General features: G+C 63.1%; 15 protein-coding genes and 1 tRNA gene. 9 read left to right on the forward strand and 7 right to left on the reverse strand.

The genetic code is table 11. From position 1 onward, the window contains the following. Positions 1–160: transposase (locus L610_RS00005; RefSeq protein WP_186441258.1), on the forward strand; the 160-nt coding region annotated here is incomplete at its 5' end. A 143-nt stretch (positions 161–303) separates the two neighbouring features. On the opposite strand, the gene L610_RS00010 is transcribed toward L610_RS00005, so the two are convergent. Then, a complete protein-coding gene (locus L610_RS00010) occupies positions 304–1,401 on the reverse strand; it encodes a COX15/CtaA family protein (protein WP_144701492.1) in 1,098 nt (365 codons plus the stop codon). A gap of 149 nt (positions 1,402–1,550) precedes the next feature. On the opposite strand from L610_RS00010, the gene L610_RS00015 reads away from it, so the two are divergent. Beyond that, positions 1,551–1,769 (forward strand): DUF2842 domain-containing protein, encoded by a 219-nt coding sequence (locus L610_RS00015; protein WP_144701495.1) that lies wholly within the window; start codon positions 1,551–1,553, stop codon positions 1,767–1,769. Here the strand turns inward: L610_RS00015 and L610_RS00020 are convergent. Further along, complete coding sequence (locus L610_RS00020) at positions 1,766–2,779, reverse strand: polysaccharide deacetylase family protein (RefSeq protein WP_144701497.1); 1,014 nt, start codon at positions 2,777–2,779, stop codon at positions 1,766–1,768. The genes L610_RS00015 and L610_RS00020 overlap by 4 nt on opposite strands. Before the next feature lie 54 nt (positions 2,780–2,833). On the opposite strand from L610_RS00020, the gene L610_RS00025 reads away from it, so the two are divergent. Beyond that, complete coding sequence (locus L610_RS00025; RefSeq protein ID WP_186441260.1) at positions 2,834–4,036, forward strand: GNAT family N-acetyltransferase; 1,203 nt, start codon at positions 2,834–2,836, stop codon at positions 4,034–4,036. A gap of 22 nt (positions 4,037–4,058) precedes the next feature. Here L610_RS00025 and L610_RS00030 read toward each other — a convergent pair whose 3' ends face one another. Beyond that, positions 4,059–6,188 carry an exopolysaccharide transport family protein gene (locus L610_RS00030; RefSeq protein WP_144701503.1) on the reverse strand — a complete coding sequence of 710 codons (2,130 nt, stop codon included), beginning with the start codon at positions 6,186–6,188 and terminating at the stop codon, positions 4,059–4,061. A 230-nt stretch (positions 6,189–6,418) separates the two neighbouring features. On the opposite strand from L610_RS00030, the gene L610_RS00035 reads away from it, so the two are divergent. The 5 genes from L610_RS00035 to L610_RS00055 all read left to right on the forward strand — a co-directional run bounded on the left by L610_RS00035 (position 6,419) and on the right by L610_RS00055 (position 12,715). Continuing rightward, complete coding sequence (locus tag L610_RS00035) at positions 6,419–6,979, forward strand: polysaccharide biosynthesis/export family protein (protein ID WP_024847809.1); 561 nt, start codon at positions 6,419–6,421, stop codon at positions 6,977–6,979. 8 nt (positions 6,980–6,987) lie between these two features. Beyond that, positions 6,988–8,112: a glycosyltransferase family 4 protein gene (locus tag L610_RS00040; RefSeq protein WP_024847810.1), complete on the forward strand. Its 1,125-nt coding sequence runs from the start codon at positions 6,988–6,990 to the stop codon at positions 8,110–8,112. 71 nt (positions 8,113–8,183) lie between these two features. Next, positions 8,184–9,719, forward strand: coding sequence for an undecaprenyl-phosphate glucose phosphotransferase (locus tag L610_RS00045; RefSeq protein WP_024847811.1), 1,536 nt, complete (start codon positions 8,184–8,186; stop codon positions 9,717–9,719). Then, a complete protein-coding gene (locus L610_RS00050; protein WP_024847812.1) occupies positions 9,716–10,951 on the forward strand; it encodes an O-antigen ligase in 1,236 nt (411 codons plus the stop codon). Before L610_RS00045 ends, L610_RS00050 begins: the two co-directional genes overlap by 4 nt. A gap of 126 nt (positions 10,952–11,077) precedes the next feature. Continuing rightward, positions 11,078–12,715 (forward strand): MFS transporter, encoded by a 1,638-nt coding sequence (locus L610_RS00055; protein ID WP_246658878.1) that lies wholly within the window; start codon positions 11,078–11,080, stop codon positions 12,713–12,715. A gap of 308 nt (positions 12,716–13,023) precedes the next feature. On the opposite strand, the gene L610_RS00060 is transcribed toward L610_RS00055, so the two are convergent. The 3 genes from L610_RS00060 to L610_RS00070 all read right to left on the reverse strand — a co-directional run bounded on the left by L610_RS00060 (position 13,024) and on the right by L610_RS00070 (position 15,395). Continuing rightward, complete coding sequence (locus L610_RS00060; RefSeq protein WP_024847814.1) at positions 13,024–14,397, reverse strand: TolC family outer membrane protein; 1,374 nt, start codon at positions 14,395–14,397, stop codon at positions 13,024–13,026. 192 nt (positions 14,398–14,589) lie between these two features. Continuing rightward, entirely contained in the window at positions 14,590–15,267 is a 678-nt protein-coding gene (locus L610_RS00065) for a protein-L-isoaspartate O-methyltransferase (RefSeq protein WP_024847815.1), read from the reverse strand. Positions 15,268–15,321: 54 nt separating this feature from the next. Further along, a tRNA-Cys gene (locus tag L610_RS00070) sits at positions 15,322–15,395 on the reverse strand. A gap of 332 nt (positions 15,396–15,727) precedes the next feature. Here L610_RS00070 and L610_RS00075 point away from each other — a divergent pair. Further along, on the forward strand, positions 15,728–16,129 hold the full coding sequence (locus L610_RS00075; RefSeq protein WP_024847866.1) for a hypothetical protein: 402 nt from the start codon (positions 15,728–15,730) through the stop codon (positions 16,127–16,129). Between the two features lie 32 nt (positions 16,130–16,161). Here L610_RS00075 and L610_RS00080 read toward each other — a convergent pair whose 3' ends face one another. Next, the gene (locus L610_RS00080) at positions 16,162–16,437 is read right to left on the reverse strand and encodes a hypothetical protein (protein ID WP_051473154.1); all 276 of its coding nucleotides are present in this window, start codon (positions 16,435–16,437) and stop codon (positions 16,162–16,164) included. Positions 16,438–16,642: the final 205 nt, after the last annotated feature.

Here is a 16,642-nt window from a genome sequence, read left to right on the forward strand (position 1 = left end):
GCGCTCGTTTGCCGACGCCAAACAGCTGCACGGGCACCGTTATGCGCGCTTGCGCGGGCTGATGAAGGTGAGCTGGCAATGTCTGCTGGCCGCGGCCAGCCAGAACATGAAGAAGATCGCGCTGGCGCTCACCCGCCAGCCACGCCTGGCGGGGGCATGAGACCCTCTCGCCCCTTCATTATCTTCACTTCGTCAGGCGCCGGCAGCGCCCCTCCGCTCGGTCATCCCGCCCCAACGAAAAACCCGCCAAAAATCGGCGGGTTTGTCAGTGGTCTGAAGGCGGCCTTCTGAGCCGCCTTTTTGTTATGCTCTGAGAACTCGTGTCTCGCTTGGATAGCTGCCCTTCGTCGCGCGCCAATGGGCGGCGGCGAAGCCGAGCACGATGATCGCGAAGGCATGATGCGTGATCGCGGGGTGCAGGCTTGCAGCCGTGATGAGCGTGACGATGCCGAGCACCGCCTGCAGCGTCACCATCGCGAACAGCACCACCGCGCGGCGCGCATGGGGCGTGCCGGGCTCGGCCCGCCAGGTGGCGATCGCGTGCCAGAGGGCGGCGGCGAACACCAAATAGGCGCCCATGCGGTGGGTGAACTGCACCGTCTTCACGTTCTCGAAGAAGTTGATCCACCACGGGTCCATCAGGAGCAGCTGGTCCGGCCAGATTTTTCCGTCCATCAGCGGCCAACTGGTGAAGGTCATGCCGGCGTGAAGGCCGGCCACCAGGGCGCCGAGGCCGATCTGGATCAGCACAAGAACAACCAGCCAGCCCGCGAAGCGGCGGGTGCCTTCCCTCGCCGGTCCGACCGAATGGTTTGCCAGCCCGCGCGCGATCAGCACGGTCGCGGTGAATATGAGGCACGCCATCAGAAGGTGCGTCGCGAGCCGGTACTGGCTGACGTGGGTGCGCTCTGCGAGGCCCGAAGCCACCATCCACCAGCCGATGAAACCCTGCAGGCCGCCCAGCGCTAGCAACCCAACGAGTTTTGGCTTGAGGTGCCTCTCAAGACGCCCGGTAAGCCAGAAGAAGGCAAGCGGCAGGGCAACCAGCACGCCGACGCTACGGGCCAGCAGGCGATGCGCCCACTCCCACCAGAAGATCGTCTTGAACTCGGACAGGGTCATGCCCTGGTTGAGCTGCTTGTATTGCGGGATTTCCTGGTACTTGGCGAACTCTTCTGTCCACTCCGCTTCGTTGAGCGGCGGGATGACGCCGTGGATCGGCTTCCATTCGGTGATCGAAAGGCCGGAACCGGTCAGACGCGTCGCACCGCCGACCACGAAAAGCGCAAACAGCACGAGTATGACGAGGTAGAGCCACCAGCGGATCAGGCGGCGGTTCTGTTGTTCGCGATCAAGGGCAACGGATGGGAGAAGTGCGTTGGAAGCCGCGTGTTCGGCCATACCTGATACCTTCACGATGACGGGTGCGGGTGTCGTCGCCTATCCGCTACGTCAAGGCAAGCATAAGCCGCGCGACACGCCGTCGCGGCGTAATTCGTTTGCACGCAGTGGCCCCGCAGCATAGAACGCCGCGTAAAGGAAGAATAGTGATGCCCGTTCGTCTCAAGAAACTGATCGGTACAGTGCTGCTGGTGATGCTGGTGTGCGTCTATGCGATCGTCGCTACGATCGTCGCGGTCGCGCAGCTTGCGGAATCAGGTGCACTCGTGCACCTCGCTTATTTCTTCTTCACCGGCATTCTGTGGGTGCTGCCGGCGATGCTCATCATCAAGTGGATGGCAACGCCCCCTCGCCCGAAGGCACGCTAGAGCGTCACCAGCGTCCTGCCACGATTGGCTATCGCCGTCGAGAGCCCAGACAGCAGCGTCCTGACATAAGGCAGGCGCTGATATCTTCCGTTGATCGAGATTCGCGGCAGAGCGTGCAAATGCTCGCGGTGTTCGTGCTGCAGCACGCCGTGGCGTGTCGTCACCGCTGACGCGAAGCCTGCACCCTCGGCAAGCCTTGCCTCCCGTTCGCCGGCAGCCCTCGGGGAGCCGTACGGATAGGCGAAATGGCGCGGCCTCCTGCCCGTCTCGCATTCGATAATGCGAGCGGATTCGACCATCTCGAACAATGCAGCCTCTTCATCAAGCCGGCGCAAGTTGTAGTGATGCACCGTGTGCGCACCAATCGTCGCCAGCGGGTGCGATGACAGCAGTCTAACCTCGTCCCAGTTCAGGAATTTGCGCGGCTTGCTGTCGTCGATCGCGCCGATGCGGCGCAGAAATGCCTGCTGCTCAGTTTGCGGTATCTCGCGCCAGAGATGGCGGATCAGTGCGCGGATCTGAGATTTGCAGTCGCCCCCAGCCTGGACGGTGGGAAGATCGACTCGCCCGCCACCCGCTATGAACTCTTCGACAACCTCCCACCAGGGCGCGACCTCGCCGCTTACAAAGCCTGTCGTGACGTAGACGGTGAAAGGCACCTTGTGCGCCTCGAACACCGGCAGCGCATCGGTGAGATTGTCGAGCCAGCCGTCGTCGAGCGTAACGGCCACCGTTCCGGTGCGTCCCTTAGCCAGATTCTCGACCATCTCGTCCATCGAGACGAAGGCAAGGCCCTGTCGGCGGATGTCGCGGAGCACAACGTCGAGAAATTCCGGCGTGATGGTCAGGTGAGTATTGAAGTTGAGGGGGGAAGGCCCACCGGCGTTGACCCGATGCAGCATCAGGATTGCGCCGCAGCCGGAAAGGAAACGGGAAGCAATGGCGGCCGCGCCGCTCCAGTACGCGCCACTCAACACCAGCTTCTGCGCCGTGTGGCGCACGTCGAACATTGATTCACCTTTCTCGGCTACCGTGACGGCAGTATGGGCTGGAAGGATTTCATTATGGTTGACAACGGAACAGCGCGCTCTGCGATTTCCAGCGCCGTGTCCCGCCCCTTTCCTTCGTCGGTCGACGTGCGACCAGCGGATGACATCGGCCTTGCGGAATACGAAGCCTTCTGCGCCACCGCCATCGTGGGCCCGGCTCAGCACCCGCTTTGGATCCGCGCCTGGATCGAGGCGAGCGGTGCTGATGCGCTGATCGTCATGATGCGCCGCAGCGGCGTGCCGGTGTTTGCGCTAGCCTTGGAAGTGGTGCGCGAGGGGCCGTTCCTGGTCGCCCGTTTTCCCGCTGGCGACCATGCCAATGGCAACTTTGCCGCCGTGGCTGCCGATGCCCACCAGCTGAGCGAAGCCGATGCGCGGACGCTCTGTGCCGCCATCCACGCGGCGCGCCCCGATATCGACCTGATCAGCCTGCAGCGCCAGAACCCGACAATCGGCGAGTTCGCCAATCCGTTGGCAGGGCTTGCATACATGCGAAGCCCGAACGTCTCCCTCGCCGTAGACCTCAGCGGCGGTTTCGACGCTGTGCTCTCGCGCCATAACGGGCGCAAGAAGCGCAAGAAGTTTCGCGGTCAGTTGCGCAAGTTCGAGGAGGTCGGCGGCTACCGCGTTATCACCGCTTCTACACCGGAAGAAGTCGACAGCATCCTCGATGCCTACTTCGAAATGAAGGCGGCACGCTTTGCCGAAAAGGGTATCCCGAACGTCTTTGCGCCGATCGAGGTGCAGACCTTCTTCCGCAGGCTCTACTCCAGCTGCCTCCACCTTCCGGCACACATGCGTCCCTTCGAGTTGCGCGCGGTGGAAGTCGAGGGCGGCCTCGTTGCGGTGCACGGCATGTCGCACACGCCACACAGCATCCTCTGCGACTTCGGCGGGATGCGCGAGACGGCCGCGGCGCAGTGCCCCGGCTACTTCTTCGATTACCTCTGCATCGAAGATGCCTGCAATAATGGCAAGACCATCTACGACTTCAGCGTCGGCGACGAGCCCTATAAGCGCAGCTGGTGCGACGTTGAGACCTGGCAGTTCGACACGCTGCTGCCGCTCACCGCCAAAGGCCGCGCCGCCTGGGCGCTTGCCACGGCGCGGGCACACGCGGTGCGCCTCGTCAAATCGAACGCCGCGCTCTGGTCGCTCGTCAAGCAGCTCAGAACGAAAGTGGCTGGAACCAAGGTCCAGCCACACCAGGAAGACTGATCTAAATTTCGCCTGACCCGTGTCAGGCGACCGAACGACGACCTTCCGGCGCCGGCGGCTGGCGATAGCCGACCGGCGTCACACGCAGCACCTCTCTATAGCCCGACTCGGCCAGATCCAGCGACGTCTCGCGGATCGCCTCGTCTTCCGCCTCGATGACGCTGACGAGGATCTCGGTCGTGTCCGTGACGACACGCGAGAGGCTTTCGGCATCGGTCGGGCCGCACTCGACGATGATGAGGTCGTAGGCGGTCTCGAGCGAGGCGAGGATGATCGGCAGGCGATCGATCGCGCGCATCGCCTTTTCCATCTGCGCGGTGCCTACCGAAATGACGTGGCAGTCCGAGTAAAGATCGGCGCGAATGATCTCGGAGAACTGCGCTTCGGCGGCGAGCAGGTTTGTGATGCCCGGATAGCGGTTGCTTTCAAGCATCGTCGCCGACGGCGTACCGGTCGAAGTGAGGTCGAGGAACACGACCCTGAGCCCGGCATCGGACACCTCGCGGGCCACGAGCACGGAGGCTGCCGCGGCCTCATCGCCCTCCGGCGAGATGAATACCGCACGGCTCACATTGCTTTCCACGAGACGATCAGCAGCTTCCTCGATGGTGAGCTCAGCCCGCTGGGCGCGGATTTCCTCGATCGGATCCTCAACGACTTCCTCCGCCTCGTCAGCATCGGCGGCGCCTTCCACGTTCGCAACGCTGAGGGCTGGCATCACGATCTCCTCGACTGGCTCGATCACACGCGGTGCCGGGCGCATCGCGCGGCCGCTGAAGAGCTCGGCAAGCAGGGTGAAGATCGCGAGCAACAGCGCGGAGCCAACGAACGCGGCGGCCGTGATCGGCAGGACCTTCGGGAAGTACGGCTCGTAGGGCTGCGTTGCACGCGAGAAGATCCGGGCATCGGCGGGCAGATAGTTGCGGTCAGCGCGCGAAGCTGCCTCGCGGTAGCGGGTCAGGTACGATTCCAGCAGGGCACGCTCGGCAGCCGCCTCGCGCTCCAGGGCGCGCAGCTCTACCTCGTCACCGCCTGCCTGAGCCGCCGCCGCCTTCAGGCGGTTGAGGTCACCGGTAAGTTCCGTCTCGCGCGCCCGCATGGAGCTGGCTTCGCTTTCAACCGAGGCGAGAACCTTGCGCGCTTCGCTGCGGATCTGCTGCTCAACCTCGGCCAGCTGGGCTTTGAGCGAGCGAATGCGCGGGTGGTTTTCGAGCAGCGTCGTCGAGGCATCGGCGAGATCAGAGGAAAGCTGCGCCTGGCGCTCGCGCAGGCGCTGGATCACCGGGGCATTCAGCACTTCCGGAATGGATTCCGCCGAGGCGCCAGACGCCAAGGCGTCACGAATGGTCTTGGCGCGAGCTTGGGCGGCCGAGCGCGCGGCACTGACACGAACAAGCTCCGACGAAATTTCCGAAAGCTGCTGGTTGGCAATGACGGTGTTGTTCTGGCCGCCTGCAAGCAGGTCAGCCTTGGCGCGATAGTCGGCAACCCGCGCCTCGGCCTCACGCACACGCTTGCGCAGATCGGCGATCTCCGGCTCCAGCCATTCGGTGGCGTCGGCTGTCGTCAGGCGCTTAGCCTGTTCCTGGACGGCGAGATAGGCGTCAGCGATCGCGTTCGGAACGTCGGCCGCGAGCTTCGGGGCGGTCGACGAGAAGCTGACGACGATCACGCGCGAGCGGTCGACATTATAGACATTGAGGCGCTCGCGCATGGCGCGGATGACGCGGTCCTCGACCGAAGCCTGCGACGGGTCACTCTTAAGCCCCGTGAGGATCAGCAGGTTGCCGATGGCGGAAGTCTCCCCCCGAGCGCCGAACTCATCATGGCTGGCGAGCTTCAGCTTGCGTGCAACCTCGCGCAGGATGTCATTGGAAGAGATTACCTCGACCTGGCTGGCCACGGCCTCGCTGTCGAGCAACGGCCGGTCAGCCTCGCTGGCCCCGGTGGTCGGACGCGCGTAGACGGACTCGCGGTTCTCGATGAGGATGCGGGTCTCGGCGCGATAGTGCGGAGTCGCCATCGAGGCGAACATGAAGGCAACCGCGGTCACGCCAACCGAGACGGCGACGATCCGCTTCCAGTTGCGGGCGAGGCTTCCGAAAAGCCTGCCCAGATCGACATCGACGTCCGCAGAACCTGCCCCAGTCATGTGAATACTCCGATACACGTCGCTGGGTAAGGTAAACGGGTATGGTAACCGGGCCGTTAAGCCGCGCGTAAGGATCTGTTTTCCTTTGTTGACAAAGGGTTAATTGGTGAACGGGCGGCAAACACAATCGCTTTCCCTTTACCCGCTGTTAACCCTGTCTCACGAATTATCATCGCAACGAGACGGGCCGCAGCGGCCTGACTTCACAGGACGAAAGTAGCCACCTGCACATGAACAAGCCGACCGTTGCCCTCATCCTCTGCGCTGCCCTTGCAGCCGCCGGATGCTCAAGCTACCGGCCGGCTCCGGCTGCCTTCAACGAGGCGGTGACGAAGCCCTATGTGCTCGATGCAGGCGACCGCATCCGCGTGACCGTGTTCGAGCAGGACTCGCTTTCCAACGTCTATGCCGTAGACCAGTCCGGCTATATCTCCTTCCCGCTCGTGGGCGCTGTGCCGGCGCGTGGCCATACCGTGCAGCAGGTCGAGGCGCTGATCGCCGAGAAGCTGCGCAACGGGTATCTGCGTGATCCCGACGTTTCGGTCGAAGTCGACCGCTACCGCCCGATCTTTGTGATGGGCGAGGTCGGCGCGGCCGGCCAGTATTCCTACGTGCCCGGTCTGACAGTCCAGAAGGCGATTGCCTCGGCCGGCGGCTTCACGCCACGCGCCAATCAGGTGAACGTCGACATCACGCGCACCATCAACAACGAGGTGATGACAGGTCGGGTCTCGACGTCCGATCCGGTGCTGCCGGGCGACACGATCTATGTCCGCGAACGGTTGTTCTAGAGCGTGACGTGTCAGGCAGTCTGCGCATCATTCACTGCTTTCGCTCGCCCGTCGGCGGCATCTTCCGGCATGTCCGGGACCTTGCCGTGGCGCAGGCGGCAGCCGGCCACAAGGTCGGCATCATCTGCGACTCCTCGACGGGCGGCGCCCTCGAGGATCGCTACTTCGACGAGCTCAGGCACGCCCTCGAGCTTGGCGTGTCGCGCATGCCGATCCAGCGCAGGATCAGCATTGGCGACATCGCGGCCGGAGTGCGGACCTTTCGTCTGCTCAAGGAATTGCGGCCGGACGTGCTGCACGGTCATGGCGCCAAGGGTGGCGCGCTCGTGCGGGTCTTCGGCTCAGTGTTGCGGGTTTTCAGGTATCGCGTTGCCCGCGTTTATTCGCCGCATGGCGGGGTCCTGCATTACGACCCCGCCACGCGGAAGGGACGTCTCCTTTTTTCGCTCGAACGGCTGCTGACGCGCCTGAGCGACCACATCCTGTTTGTGTCGGAGCATGAGCGGCAGGCCTTCTTCGCCAAAGTCGGCCGCCTGAAGACGCCGACCTCGATGTTTCATAACGGCGTCAATGGCAGCGAGTTCATCCCGGTCGAGAATGCGCCGGATGCCGCCGACTTCATCTATATTGGCATGATGCGAGACCTGAAGGGTCCCGACATCTTTCTCGACGCCCTCGCCTTTGCCGAAAAAGTTACGGGCAGGCGCCTGCGTGCCGTGATGGTCGGAGACGGTCCGGATCTTCCGCGCTACCAGAACCGGGCAAAAACTCTGGGCATCGACGTGACCTTCTTTCCGCCGATGCCCGCACGCGAAGCCTTCGCACTCGGACGTACCGTCGTCGTGCCGTCGCGCGCAGAGGCAATGCCTTACCTCGTTCTCGAGGCGCTGGCGGCCGGCAAGCCGATGATCGCCACGGCCGTCGGCGGCATTCCGGAGGTATTCGGCGCAGACTCCCCTGCCCTTGTCATGCCCGAGCCGCCCAGCGTTGGCGACGCCATGGTGCGAGTTCTTGCGGACGAAGCCGCCTATCGCGGAGTGATGCCATCGCGCGAGGAGCTGATTGCCCGCTTCAGCGTCGAGACGATGGCGGCAAACATCGAAACCGTCTACCGCTCCTGCCTCGCCAGCTGACGCTACGGGAAGCGGTCAAGGTTTCCTTAGCAGCTCTCTGCTAAGGCATTTCTGAGCCAGGGGGCGCAGAGATGGCAAAGAGGAAACCTGACCACCGCTTTACCCTTGATGCGGTTCGCGCATTCCGGGACGAGCAGGACACGAACGGGCCGGACCAGATCAGTCCACTCGCCCGGCAGATCGCGACGCAATACCGGAACGACACGATGTCGCCGGTCATGGTCATCGGCGTCGTGCGCGTGCTCGAATTCGTGCTGCTGGCTCTCACCGGCGTGGGGCTGTGGTTTGCCTATGTTGGCTGGCACCCAGAACTGGTCCTCCACTACGCCGTCCTGATCATCGCCTGCCCGGCAGTCACCGTCGTTCTGCTCGAGATCGCGGGCAACTATCAGCTGCCACGCCTGCAGCAGCCGCTGCACAGCATCGGCACCTGCTTCCTCGTCTGGGCCGGCGCCCTGGCGGTGATGGCGGCGGCCGGCTTCTTCCTGAAGGTTTCGATCGAATTCTCGCGCGTCTGGGCGGCCAGCTGGTTCGTTGGCGGCATGGCCGTGATGCTCGTCTACCGCTTCGTCGTCTCGCGTCTGGTGCGCCGCTGGGCACGCAACGGCCGGATGGAGCGCCGTGCCGTCATCATTGGCGGCGGCCAGGCAGCCGAAAACCTGATCCGCCAGATCGAGCGCCAGCCCTACAACGACATCCGCATCTGCGGTTTCTTCGACGACCGCGACGACACCCGCTCGCCGCCGGTCATCGCCGGGTATCCGAAACTCGGCTCCGTGAGCCAGCTGGTTGAGTTCGCGCGCATCGCGCACATCGACATGCTGGTCGTCGCTCTGCCCCTGACGGCCGAGAAGCGCGTGCTGCAGCTTCTCAAAAAGCTGTGGGTGCTTCCCGTCGACATCCGCCTGTCGGCACATTCGAACCAGCTGCGCTTCCGCCCGCGCTCCTATTCCTACATCGGCACAGTGCCGATGCTCGACATCTTCGACAAGCCGATCAACGATTGGGATTCGGTCGCCAAGCGCGCCTTCGACATCGTGTTTTCGCTACTCGGCATCATCCTGTTCTCGCCGGTGATGCTCGCCACCGCGATCGCCATCAAGCTCGACAGCAGCGGGCCCATCCTCTTCAGGCAGAAGCGCCACGGCTTCAACAACGAGGTCATCGAGGTCTACAAGTTCCGCTCGATGTATGTTGACCAGTGCGACCCAACTGCGAAGCAGGCGGTGACGAAGAACGACCCGCGTGTGACCCGCGTCGGCCGATTCATCCGCAAGACCTCGATCGATGAGCTGCCGCAGTTCTTCAACGTACTCGCCGGCAGCCTGTCGCTGGTGGGTCCGCGCCCGCATGCGGTGGCCGGGCAGACGCGCAACCTGCTTTACCATGAAGTGGTCGACGGCTACTTCGCGCGCCACCGCGTGAAGCCCGGCGTCACCGGCTGGGCGCAGATCAACGGCTGGCGCGGCGAGATCGACAATGACGAAAAGATCCGGATGCGGACGGAATACGACCTCTACTACATCGAGAACTGGTCGCTCTGGTTTGACCTCAAGATCCTGTTCCTGACGCCGATCCGCCTCTTCACCTCAGGAAACGCCTATTGAGCACGGTCACGGAAAGCGGCCTGCCTCGGGAAGTCGTGCAGGCGAAGGCGATCTCGATCATCACCTCGGCCGCCGTCACCTTCGGCGTGTTTCTTGGCGGGTTCGTTCTGTTTGAACCGGCTCCCTACGAGCTCTACATGGCGGGGCTGATCGCGGTATGGGCGTTGTTCGGACTGCGCATCTCGAAGTACGCAGCAATTTTGCTGACGCTGCTGGTGCTGTTCAACGTTGGGGGGCTCATCTCGATGGGGGTGATGGGAGACCTCTACCAGACACCGCTCTATCTCGCCGTCTCCCTGTTCCTCGCCTTCACCGCCGTATTCTTCGTCGCAATCGTCGAAGGCGACCACACGCGCTACCGGCTGATCGTCCTCGGCTGGGTAGCGGCCGCGCTCGTCACGGGAACGCTAGGCATAGCCGGCTATTTCCATTTGTTTCCGGGCGCAGACAAATTCACGCTTTACGACCGCGCCTCCGGCGCCTTCGCTGACCCGAACGTCTTTGGGCCTTTCCTGGTACTGCCAGCGATCTGGCTGTTCCACCGGCTCCTCACCGGCAATCCACTGCTCCTGCCAGTGACGGCCGGCGCATTCGTCCTCATCGTCGCGGCGATCTTCTTCTCCTTCTCGCGCGGTGCCTGGGGCCTGTTTGCGATGTCGGCGGTCCTGCTGATGATCGCGCTTTTCCTGCGCTCGCAGAGCAGCCTGTTTCGCCTACGCCTCGCGCTGATGGCCGTGCTCGCCATTTCGATCCTGGTTGCCGCAATCCTGGTCGCGCTGCAACTGCCCGGCGTCGCGGACTTCTTCGCGATGCGCGCCAGGCTGGTGCAGGAGTACGACGGAGGCCATCTCGGCCGCTTCGCCCGCTTCGGCATCGGCTTCCGGATGGCCATGGAGCATCCACTCGGCATCGGTCCGCTGAATTTTGGCCGAATGCTCGGCGAGGATACGCACAACATCTGGCTGAAGACGCTGATGGACTATGGGTGGCTCGGCTTTGCCTCGTTCCTGACCATGGTGCTGTGGACCATCGTCGGCGGCTTCCGCATCCTGTTCCGCGAGCGGCCCTGGCAGCCCTATCTCCTGTGCGCCTATGTCGTCTTTCTTGGCCACCTCGGTCTCGGCACCGTCATCGACATGGACCACTGGCGCCACTTCTACCTGCTGATCGGCCTGATCTGGGGCGCGATGGCACTCGAACAGCGTTATCAACACCGGATGCTGGCCCGGTAGGGAACAGCTGACGGATTCGCCGCGCGCAAGGCTGCTTCGCAATTTCGCCGGAGCCCGAATCGTGAACCTACGCTAGGGTGAGGCGTTCGCTCTTCATCCGCCTTGTGAATGAGGATTTTCGCCGCCTTGTCCGCCACTTCTCCCCTCGCACCGTTCAAGCAACCCGTCTTCCGCTCGATCTGGCTTGCGAGCCTTGCCTCCAATTTCGGATCACTGATCCAGACGGTGGGCGCGGCCTGGCTGATGACGATCATTGCGACCTCGGCGGACATGGTGGCACTGGTGCAGGCCTCGACGGCGATGCCGATCATGCTGTTCTCGCTGGTGGCTGGCGCGATAGCGGACAATTTCAACCGCCGCCGTGTCATGCTCCTGGCGCAGGGGTTCATGTTCTGCGTCTCGATCCTGCTCGCCCTGTTCGCCTATGGCGGCCTGCTGACGCCCTGGCTCCTGCTGACCTTCACCTTCCTGATCGGCTGCGGCACCGCGCTATACAATCCGTCCTGGCAAGCTTCGGTCGGCGACATGGTCCCGCGCGACGTGATTCCGCAGGCGGTTGCTGTCAACAGCATGGGCTTCAACCTCACTCGCAGCGTAGGTCCGGCCATTGGCGGCGCTATCGTGGCCGCTTTCGGCGCGGCGGCGGCGTTCCTCATCAATGCCTGCAGCTATGTCGCGCTGCTCATCGTCCTCTATCGCTGGAAGCCGGCGCCGCGTGCCTCGACTTTGCCGCGCGAGCCGCTGGGCCTCGCGATTACTTCGGGCCTGCGCTACATCGCCATGTCGCCGAACCTGCAGAAGGTGCTCTTCCGCGGCTTCTGGTTCGGCTTCAGCGTGATCACCATTCTCGCCCTGCTGCCGCTCGTTGCGCGCGACATGCTGCAGGGCGACGCCCTGCTTTATGGCATTCTGTTCGGCGCCTTCGGCGTTGGCGCGGTCGGCGGAGCAATTGGCAGCGGATACCTGCGCGAACACCTGACCACTGAATCGTTGGCGCGCCTTGGCTTCCTTGGCTTTGCCGTGTCTGCCCTCGTCCTTTCCGTCGCCCCGCCCGCATGGCTCGCAGTGATCGTGATCCTGCTCGCTGGCGCCTGTTGGGTGATTTCCCTGTCTAGCTTCAACATCACGGTCCAGCTGTCGACGCCGCGATGGGTGGTGGGACGGGCGCTTTCGCTCTATCACACCTGCACTTTCGGCGGCATGGCATCGGGAAGCTGGGTCTGGGGCCATCTGGCCGAGACCTCGGGGCCGGAAACGGCACTGCAGATCGCGGCCGTCGTGATGATCGCGGGCGCAGCAGTGGGCCTGATCCGGTGGCTTGCACTGCCGGCCATCGAAGCGCTCAATCTGGACCCGATAAACCGCTGGAAGGAGCCTCGGCTCGAACTCGACATCACCCCCCGCAGCGGGCCGGTTAAGATCATCATCGAGTACATCATCCCGCAGAAGGATACGGCGACCTTCCTCGCCATGATGGCCGAGCGGCGCCGGATCCGGAAACGCGATGGCGCCCGGCGCTGGAGCCTGACGCGTGATCTCGAACATCCTGAGCGCTGGATGGAAAGCTATCAGCTGCCGACCTGGCTCGAATATGTCCGCTACAACCAGCGCATGACGAAAGCGGACGCGCTGGTCGGCGACGAGATCCGCCGGCTGCACGCGGGCGAAGAGCCACCGAAGGTGCACCGCATGATCGAACGTCCAACCGGCCGCCGCGAATGGGACATTCATCCCAAGGGCGTCGTGGAACTGCACCAGCAGTAGGCCGCGATCGCGGCGGTCACAGTGGTGGCTATGGAAACGGGAACGACGACTAGTGCGTTAGCACCGATCCTTCATGGTGCCTGAGAGGCTCCGGACATCTGACCGAACGACGAACGGCGCGGTTCCTGCGGCTGCCCACAGTTCGCCTTTCCGGGCTTCCCGGAACGTTGTCCTCTTGCCGCGAATTCCCACCTCCCGCCGGTAACTTTCTTCCGGAGCCACGAGCTCGGCCGTCGAACCATGCTGCTGAACAAACAAAAACGGCCGCGTCATCCGCGGCCGTTATTTCGGAACAGTGCGTTAGTTGCTTAGCGGCCGTCGGGCGTCCGTGTGCCGTACCACTTGTCCTTGACGGCGTTGTAGTGCTCCGAAGGATCGTAGACCGCAACGTTCAGGCTGAGACGCTGGGGCGACAGGCGGCCCATCGCCGACAGGATGGCGTAGCTTGCCGCCACCACGTCACGCTCCGACTGAGCAAGGCTGATCTGCGCCGAGATCACGTCCGCCTGCGCGTTCAGCACGTCCAGCGTGGTGCGCTGGCCCACATTGCGCTCCTCGACAACGCCCTGAAGGGCAAGCTGCGCAGCGGAAACCAGCTCCCGGCCGGCGTTGACCATTTCGACCGCGGCAACGTATTGCGCCCAGGCAGCCGTAACGGCCTGACGAACGCGGTCGCGAGTGACGTCCACGTCGATGCGCGCCTGGCCGAGCTGTTCCTTGGCCTGGCGAATCGTCGCCGAAGTGCGGCCACCCTGATAGATCGGGATCGAAAGGTTCAGGCCAACCGACGCTGCGGTCGACGTGCCGTCACGTCCACCAACACCTGGCAGGCCGCCATACGTCTTCTGGTTGCTGGTCGAAACGCCAGCCTGCGCGCTGACCTGGGGCAGCATGCCACCCTCGGCGGTCTTAACCTGGTAGGCGGCCGCATCAACGAGGTGCTCGCTGGCGCGAATGGCCGGGTGCTCGGCAAGCGCGATCTGCTGCGCCTGTTCGAGGCTCTTGGGAACCAGATGGCTCGCTGCCTTGGCGACGTCGAGCTTGCCCGGACGGTCGCCGACGATCTGGAAGTAGATCGCCTCGCTAGCCTGCACCTGCGCGCGGGCGGCGCTCAGCTGGGCCACCGCGGCTGCCTGCTGTGCGCGGGCCTGCGCCACGTCGGTACGCGTGCCCTCGCCCACTTCAAGGCGCGAGTTGGCAGCACGAACCTGCTCGCCAAGGAACTCGAGGTTGCGCTCGCGGAAAATCGCTATCTGCCGGTCGCGCAGCACGTCGACATAGGCTGCGGCGGCGTTGAAGAGGATGTCCTGTTCGCTGTTGCGCAGGCTCTCGTTCGAGGCGCGCACGCGGGCTTCCGCCGCATAGACGGTGTTAAGGGTTTGAAAGCCGTCGAAGATCGACTGCTGGATCTGGACGCCGAAGGAGCCCGAGCGGATCTCGACACCCTCATTGTCCGTATAGGTCAGGCTGCCGCTTGCTCCGATCGTCGGGCGCCAGCCGGACTTTGCGATCGCGACGCCTTCATCCGTGACACGGACGCCGGCGCGTGCGGAATTGAGAGACGCATTGTTGGAATACGCCTTGGCCAGGGCACCCTGCAACGTCTCACCGAAGGATGGAGTCGATGCCAGCGCTACACCCGAAACAAGCGCGGCAAACAAACCTTTGCGGACAGAAAACAAGTGCCACCTCTTAATATGCCCAGTGGCGGGTACGCCTCCCGCCTAACGCGAACCAATCCCCGCGCGTCAATACGCGAGTCGGCTGGCAGTACATGCGTACAGTCAGCCGACGGTCCGGACAATACACTGATTTTCCGAGAGGGGGCGTTACCGAACGGTAACAATCCCGAACTTTTTTATTGTTCAGGGAAATTAGAATTCGAAGGCAGGAACACGGGCGAATTCTGCGAGCGGGCGAACAGCCGCATTGAACGCCGAACGTGCCGAGACGAGGCCTTCGTGATCCCTGACGTAGATCATGGCGCGGGCAGCGTTGCCCTGACCGAGAACAGTGACGAGGCGGCCGCCCTTGGCGAGCTGATCGATCAACGTCTGCGAGACCTCGTCGACAGCGCCGTTGATGACAATGACGTCATAGGGAGCCTTGGCGGCGTAGCCAGTAGCAAGCGGACCTTCGACGACCTCGACGTTGGAGACACCCTGCGCGGCAAGGATTTCCTTTGCTTGGGCAGCAACCGGCGCGATGCTCTCAAGGGCGATGACTTCCCTGGCGATCCGTGCAAGGACCGCACTGGAGTACCCGGTGCCGCAGGCAACGTCGAGAACGCGATCGCTTTCGCGGATCTCGGCGAGCTGAACCAGCTTGGCGAACGGCGACGGCTCCATCAGGTAGCGGGCTTCGTGACCGTCTGCAGCCGGAGCGACTTCGAGATCCTCGTCAATGTAGGCGATGACGCGGCGCTCTTCCGGAACGAATTCTTCACGGGGAACCGAGAGGAGCGCGGAAAGCAGGTTCACCTGTGTGACATCGGTCGTGCGAACCTGACCGTCGACCATCTTCACCCGAAGCTGCTGGAAATCGACCGTCATCACTTAACCTGTCTGGCGCTACGCGATTGCATTCGGCTGGAACGTTCGAAGGAGTGGAGGCCTCGGCCGGAATCGAACCGGCGTGCAAGGATTTGCAGTCCTCTGCGTAACCACTCCGCCACGAGGCCTAACGTTTCCAAACGTTCCGGCGCCTCAATATGTTAGGTAGGACGAGGCGTCAAGCGCGCTCGCGCCATTCTGAAAAATATCCTCGAAACATTCTCCATCGCCGGGGCGGAGGTGGGGCCGGGACGGACCCAATTGTCATCTCGGCTTGCGAGATATGGCAGCGGCAGGATGATAGCCTTCACTTCCCCGATAAGTAATCTTGGCGCAAATACACCGGATATCTGAACACGTCTTCTTTTCCCGACGCAGTTGTCTGCAACCACGAGGCGATGGATTCATGTATTTCCGCATGCTCTACTTCACATGCACAAGCTCGGGGGAGGAACCGGCCATGCCTGCCATTTCAAGAATGTACTTTCGAGTTGCAGTCGCATTCCTGATCGTTGGAATTCTGGTCGGACTGCACATGTCCATCAGCCAGAATCACCAGGCGGTTGGAGCGCACGCGCACATCAACCTGCTCGGTTGGGTGACGATGTCGATCTTCGGCGCCTACCATGCCCTCAATCCGGAAACCGCGGAAACACGCCTCGCGAAGCTGCAGTTCTATGTCTACACGGTTGGCGTCATCGTGATGGCCCCGTCGCTTTACCTGCTGCTGACAGGCTCACCGGCGATGGAGCCGATAGTCGCGATCGCTTCGATCATCGTCTTTGTCGGGGTATTGATGTTCGGCGCCATCGTCCTGCGCGCACCTAAGAAGGTGCACACGGGTCTGCAACCGGCAGAATAGCCTCAGGCGCCCGCGCCCGGCGCTTGTTCTCATCAGCGGCGGCGTGAATTGCGCCGCCCGCGCCGCTCCGCCCACCAGACGGAGGAGCGGCGGCGCCATCTGCGCACCGTCGCGAACTCATAGGAAAGAATCAGCAGGCCAACGGGAATCATCCAGAAGCCGAGAATCGGCAGAAACCCGAGGCAACCGCCGATGATCAGTGCAATACCGATGCTGATGCGCACCCCTCGGGATTCGGGGAGCGTGTAGCTGCGCCCCATGATCGAAATTTTGTGTCTGCGCCGGACTTCCTGCTCTTCACCGCACATTCGCACGTCCACTCGTCACCCCTCGCCCGAGGCCAGATATGAGGCGGCTTGTGGAGAAACGCCAGCGCCCCGGCAGAAAATTTGCAGGTGGCGCCAAATAGGCGCTTGGCAAATCGGAAAAGGCTTTGTATACGCAGCCTCGTTCACGTGAGCAGGCCATTCCCCGGTAGCTCAGCGGTAGAGCAACCGGCTGTTAACCGGTTGG

The sequence above is a fragment of the Aminobacter sp. J44 genome (assembly GCF_007829415.1).
GTDB lineage: Bacteria > Pseudomonadota > Alphaproteobacteria > Rhizobiales > Rhizobiaceae > Aerobium.

Excerpts from the sequence above, each read along its gene's own strand:
- L610_RS00010 (WP_144701492.1), bottom strand. The coding sequence starts at position 1,401 with ATGGCCGAACACGCGGCTTCCAACGCACTTCTCCCATCCGTTGCCCTT.
- L610_RS00015 (WP_144701495.1), top strand. The coding sequence starts at position 1,551 with ATGCCCGTTCGTCTCAAGAAACTGATCGGTACAGTGCTGCTGGTGATG.
- L610_RS00020 (WP_144701497.1), bottom strand. The coding sequence starts at position 2,779 with ATGTTCGACGTGCGCCACACGGCGCAGAAGCTGGTGTTGAGTGGCGCG.
- L610_RS00025 (WP_186441260.1), top strand. The coding sequence starts at position 2,834 with ATGGTTGACAACGGAACAGCGCGCTCTGCGATTTCCAGCGCCGTGTCC.
- L610_RS00030 (WP_144701503.1), bottom strand. The coding sequence starts at position 6,188 with ATGACTGGGGCAGGTTCTGCGGACGTCGATGTCGATCTGGGCAGGCTT.
- L610_RS00035 (WP_024847809.1), top strand. The coding sequence starts at position 6,419 with ATGAACAAGCCGACCGTTGCCCTCATCCTCTGCGCTGCCCTTGCAGCC.
- L610_RS00045 (WP_024847811.1), top strand. The coding sequence starts at position 8,184 with ATGGCAAAGAGGAAACCTGACCACCGCTTTACCCTTGATGCGGTTCGC.
- L610_RS00065 (WP_024847815.1), bottom strand. The coding sequence starts at position 15,267 with ATGACGGTCGATTTCCAGCAGCTTCGGGTGAAGATGGTCGACGGTCAG.
- L610_RS00075 (WP_024847866.1), top strand. The coding sequence starts at position 15,728 with ATGCCTGCCATTTCAAGAATGTACTTTCGAGTTGCAGTCGCATTCCTG.
- L610_RS00080 (WP_051473154.1), bottom strand. The coding sequence starts at position 16,437 with ATGTGCGGTGAAGAGCAGGAAGTCCGGCGCAGACACAAAATTTCGATC.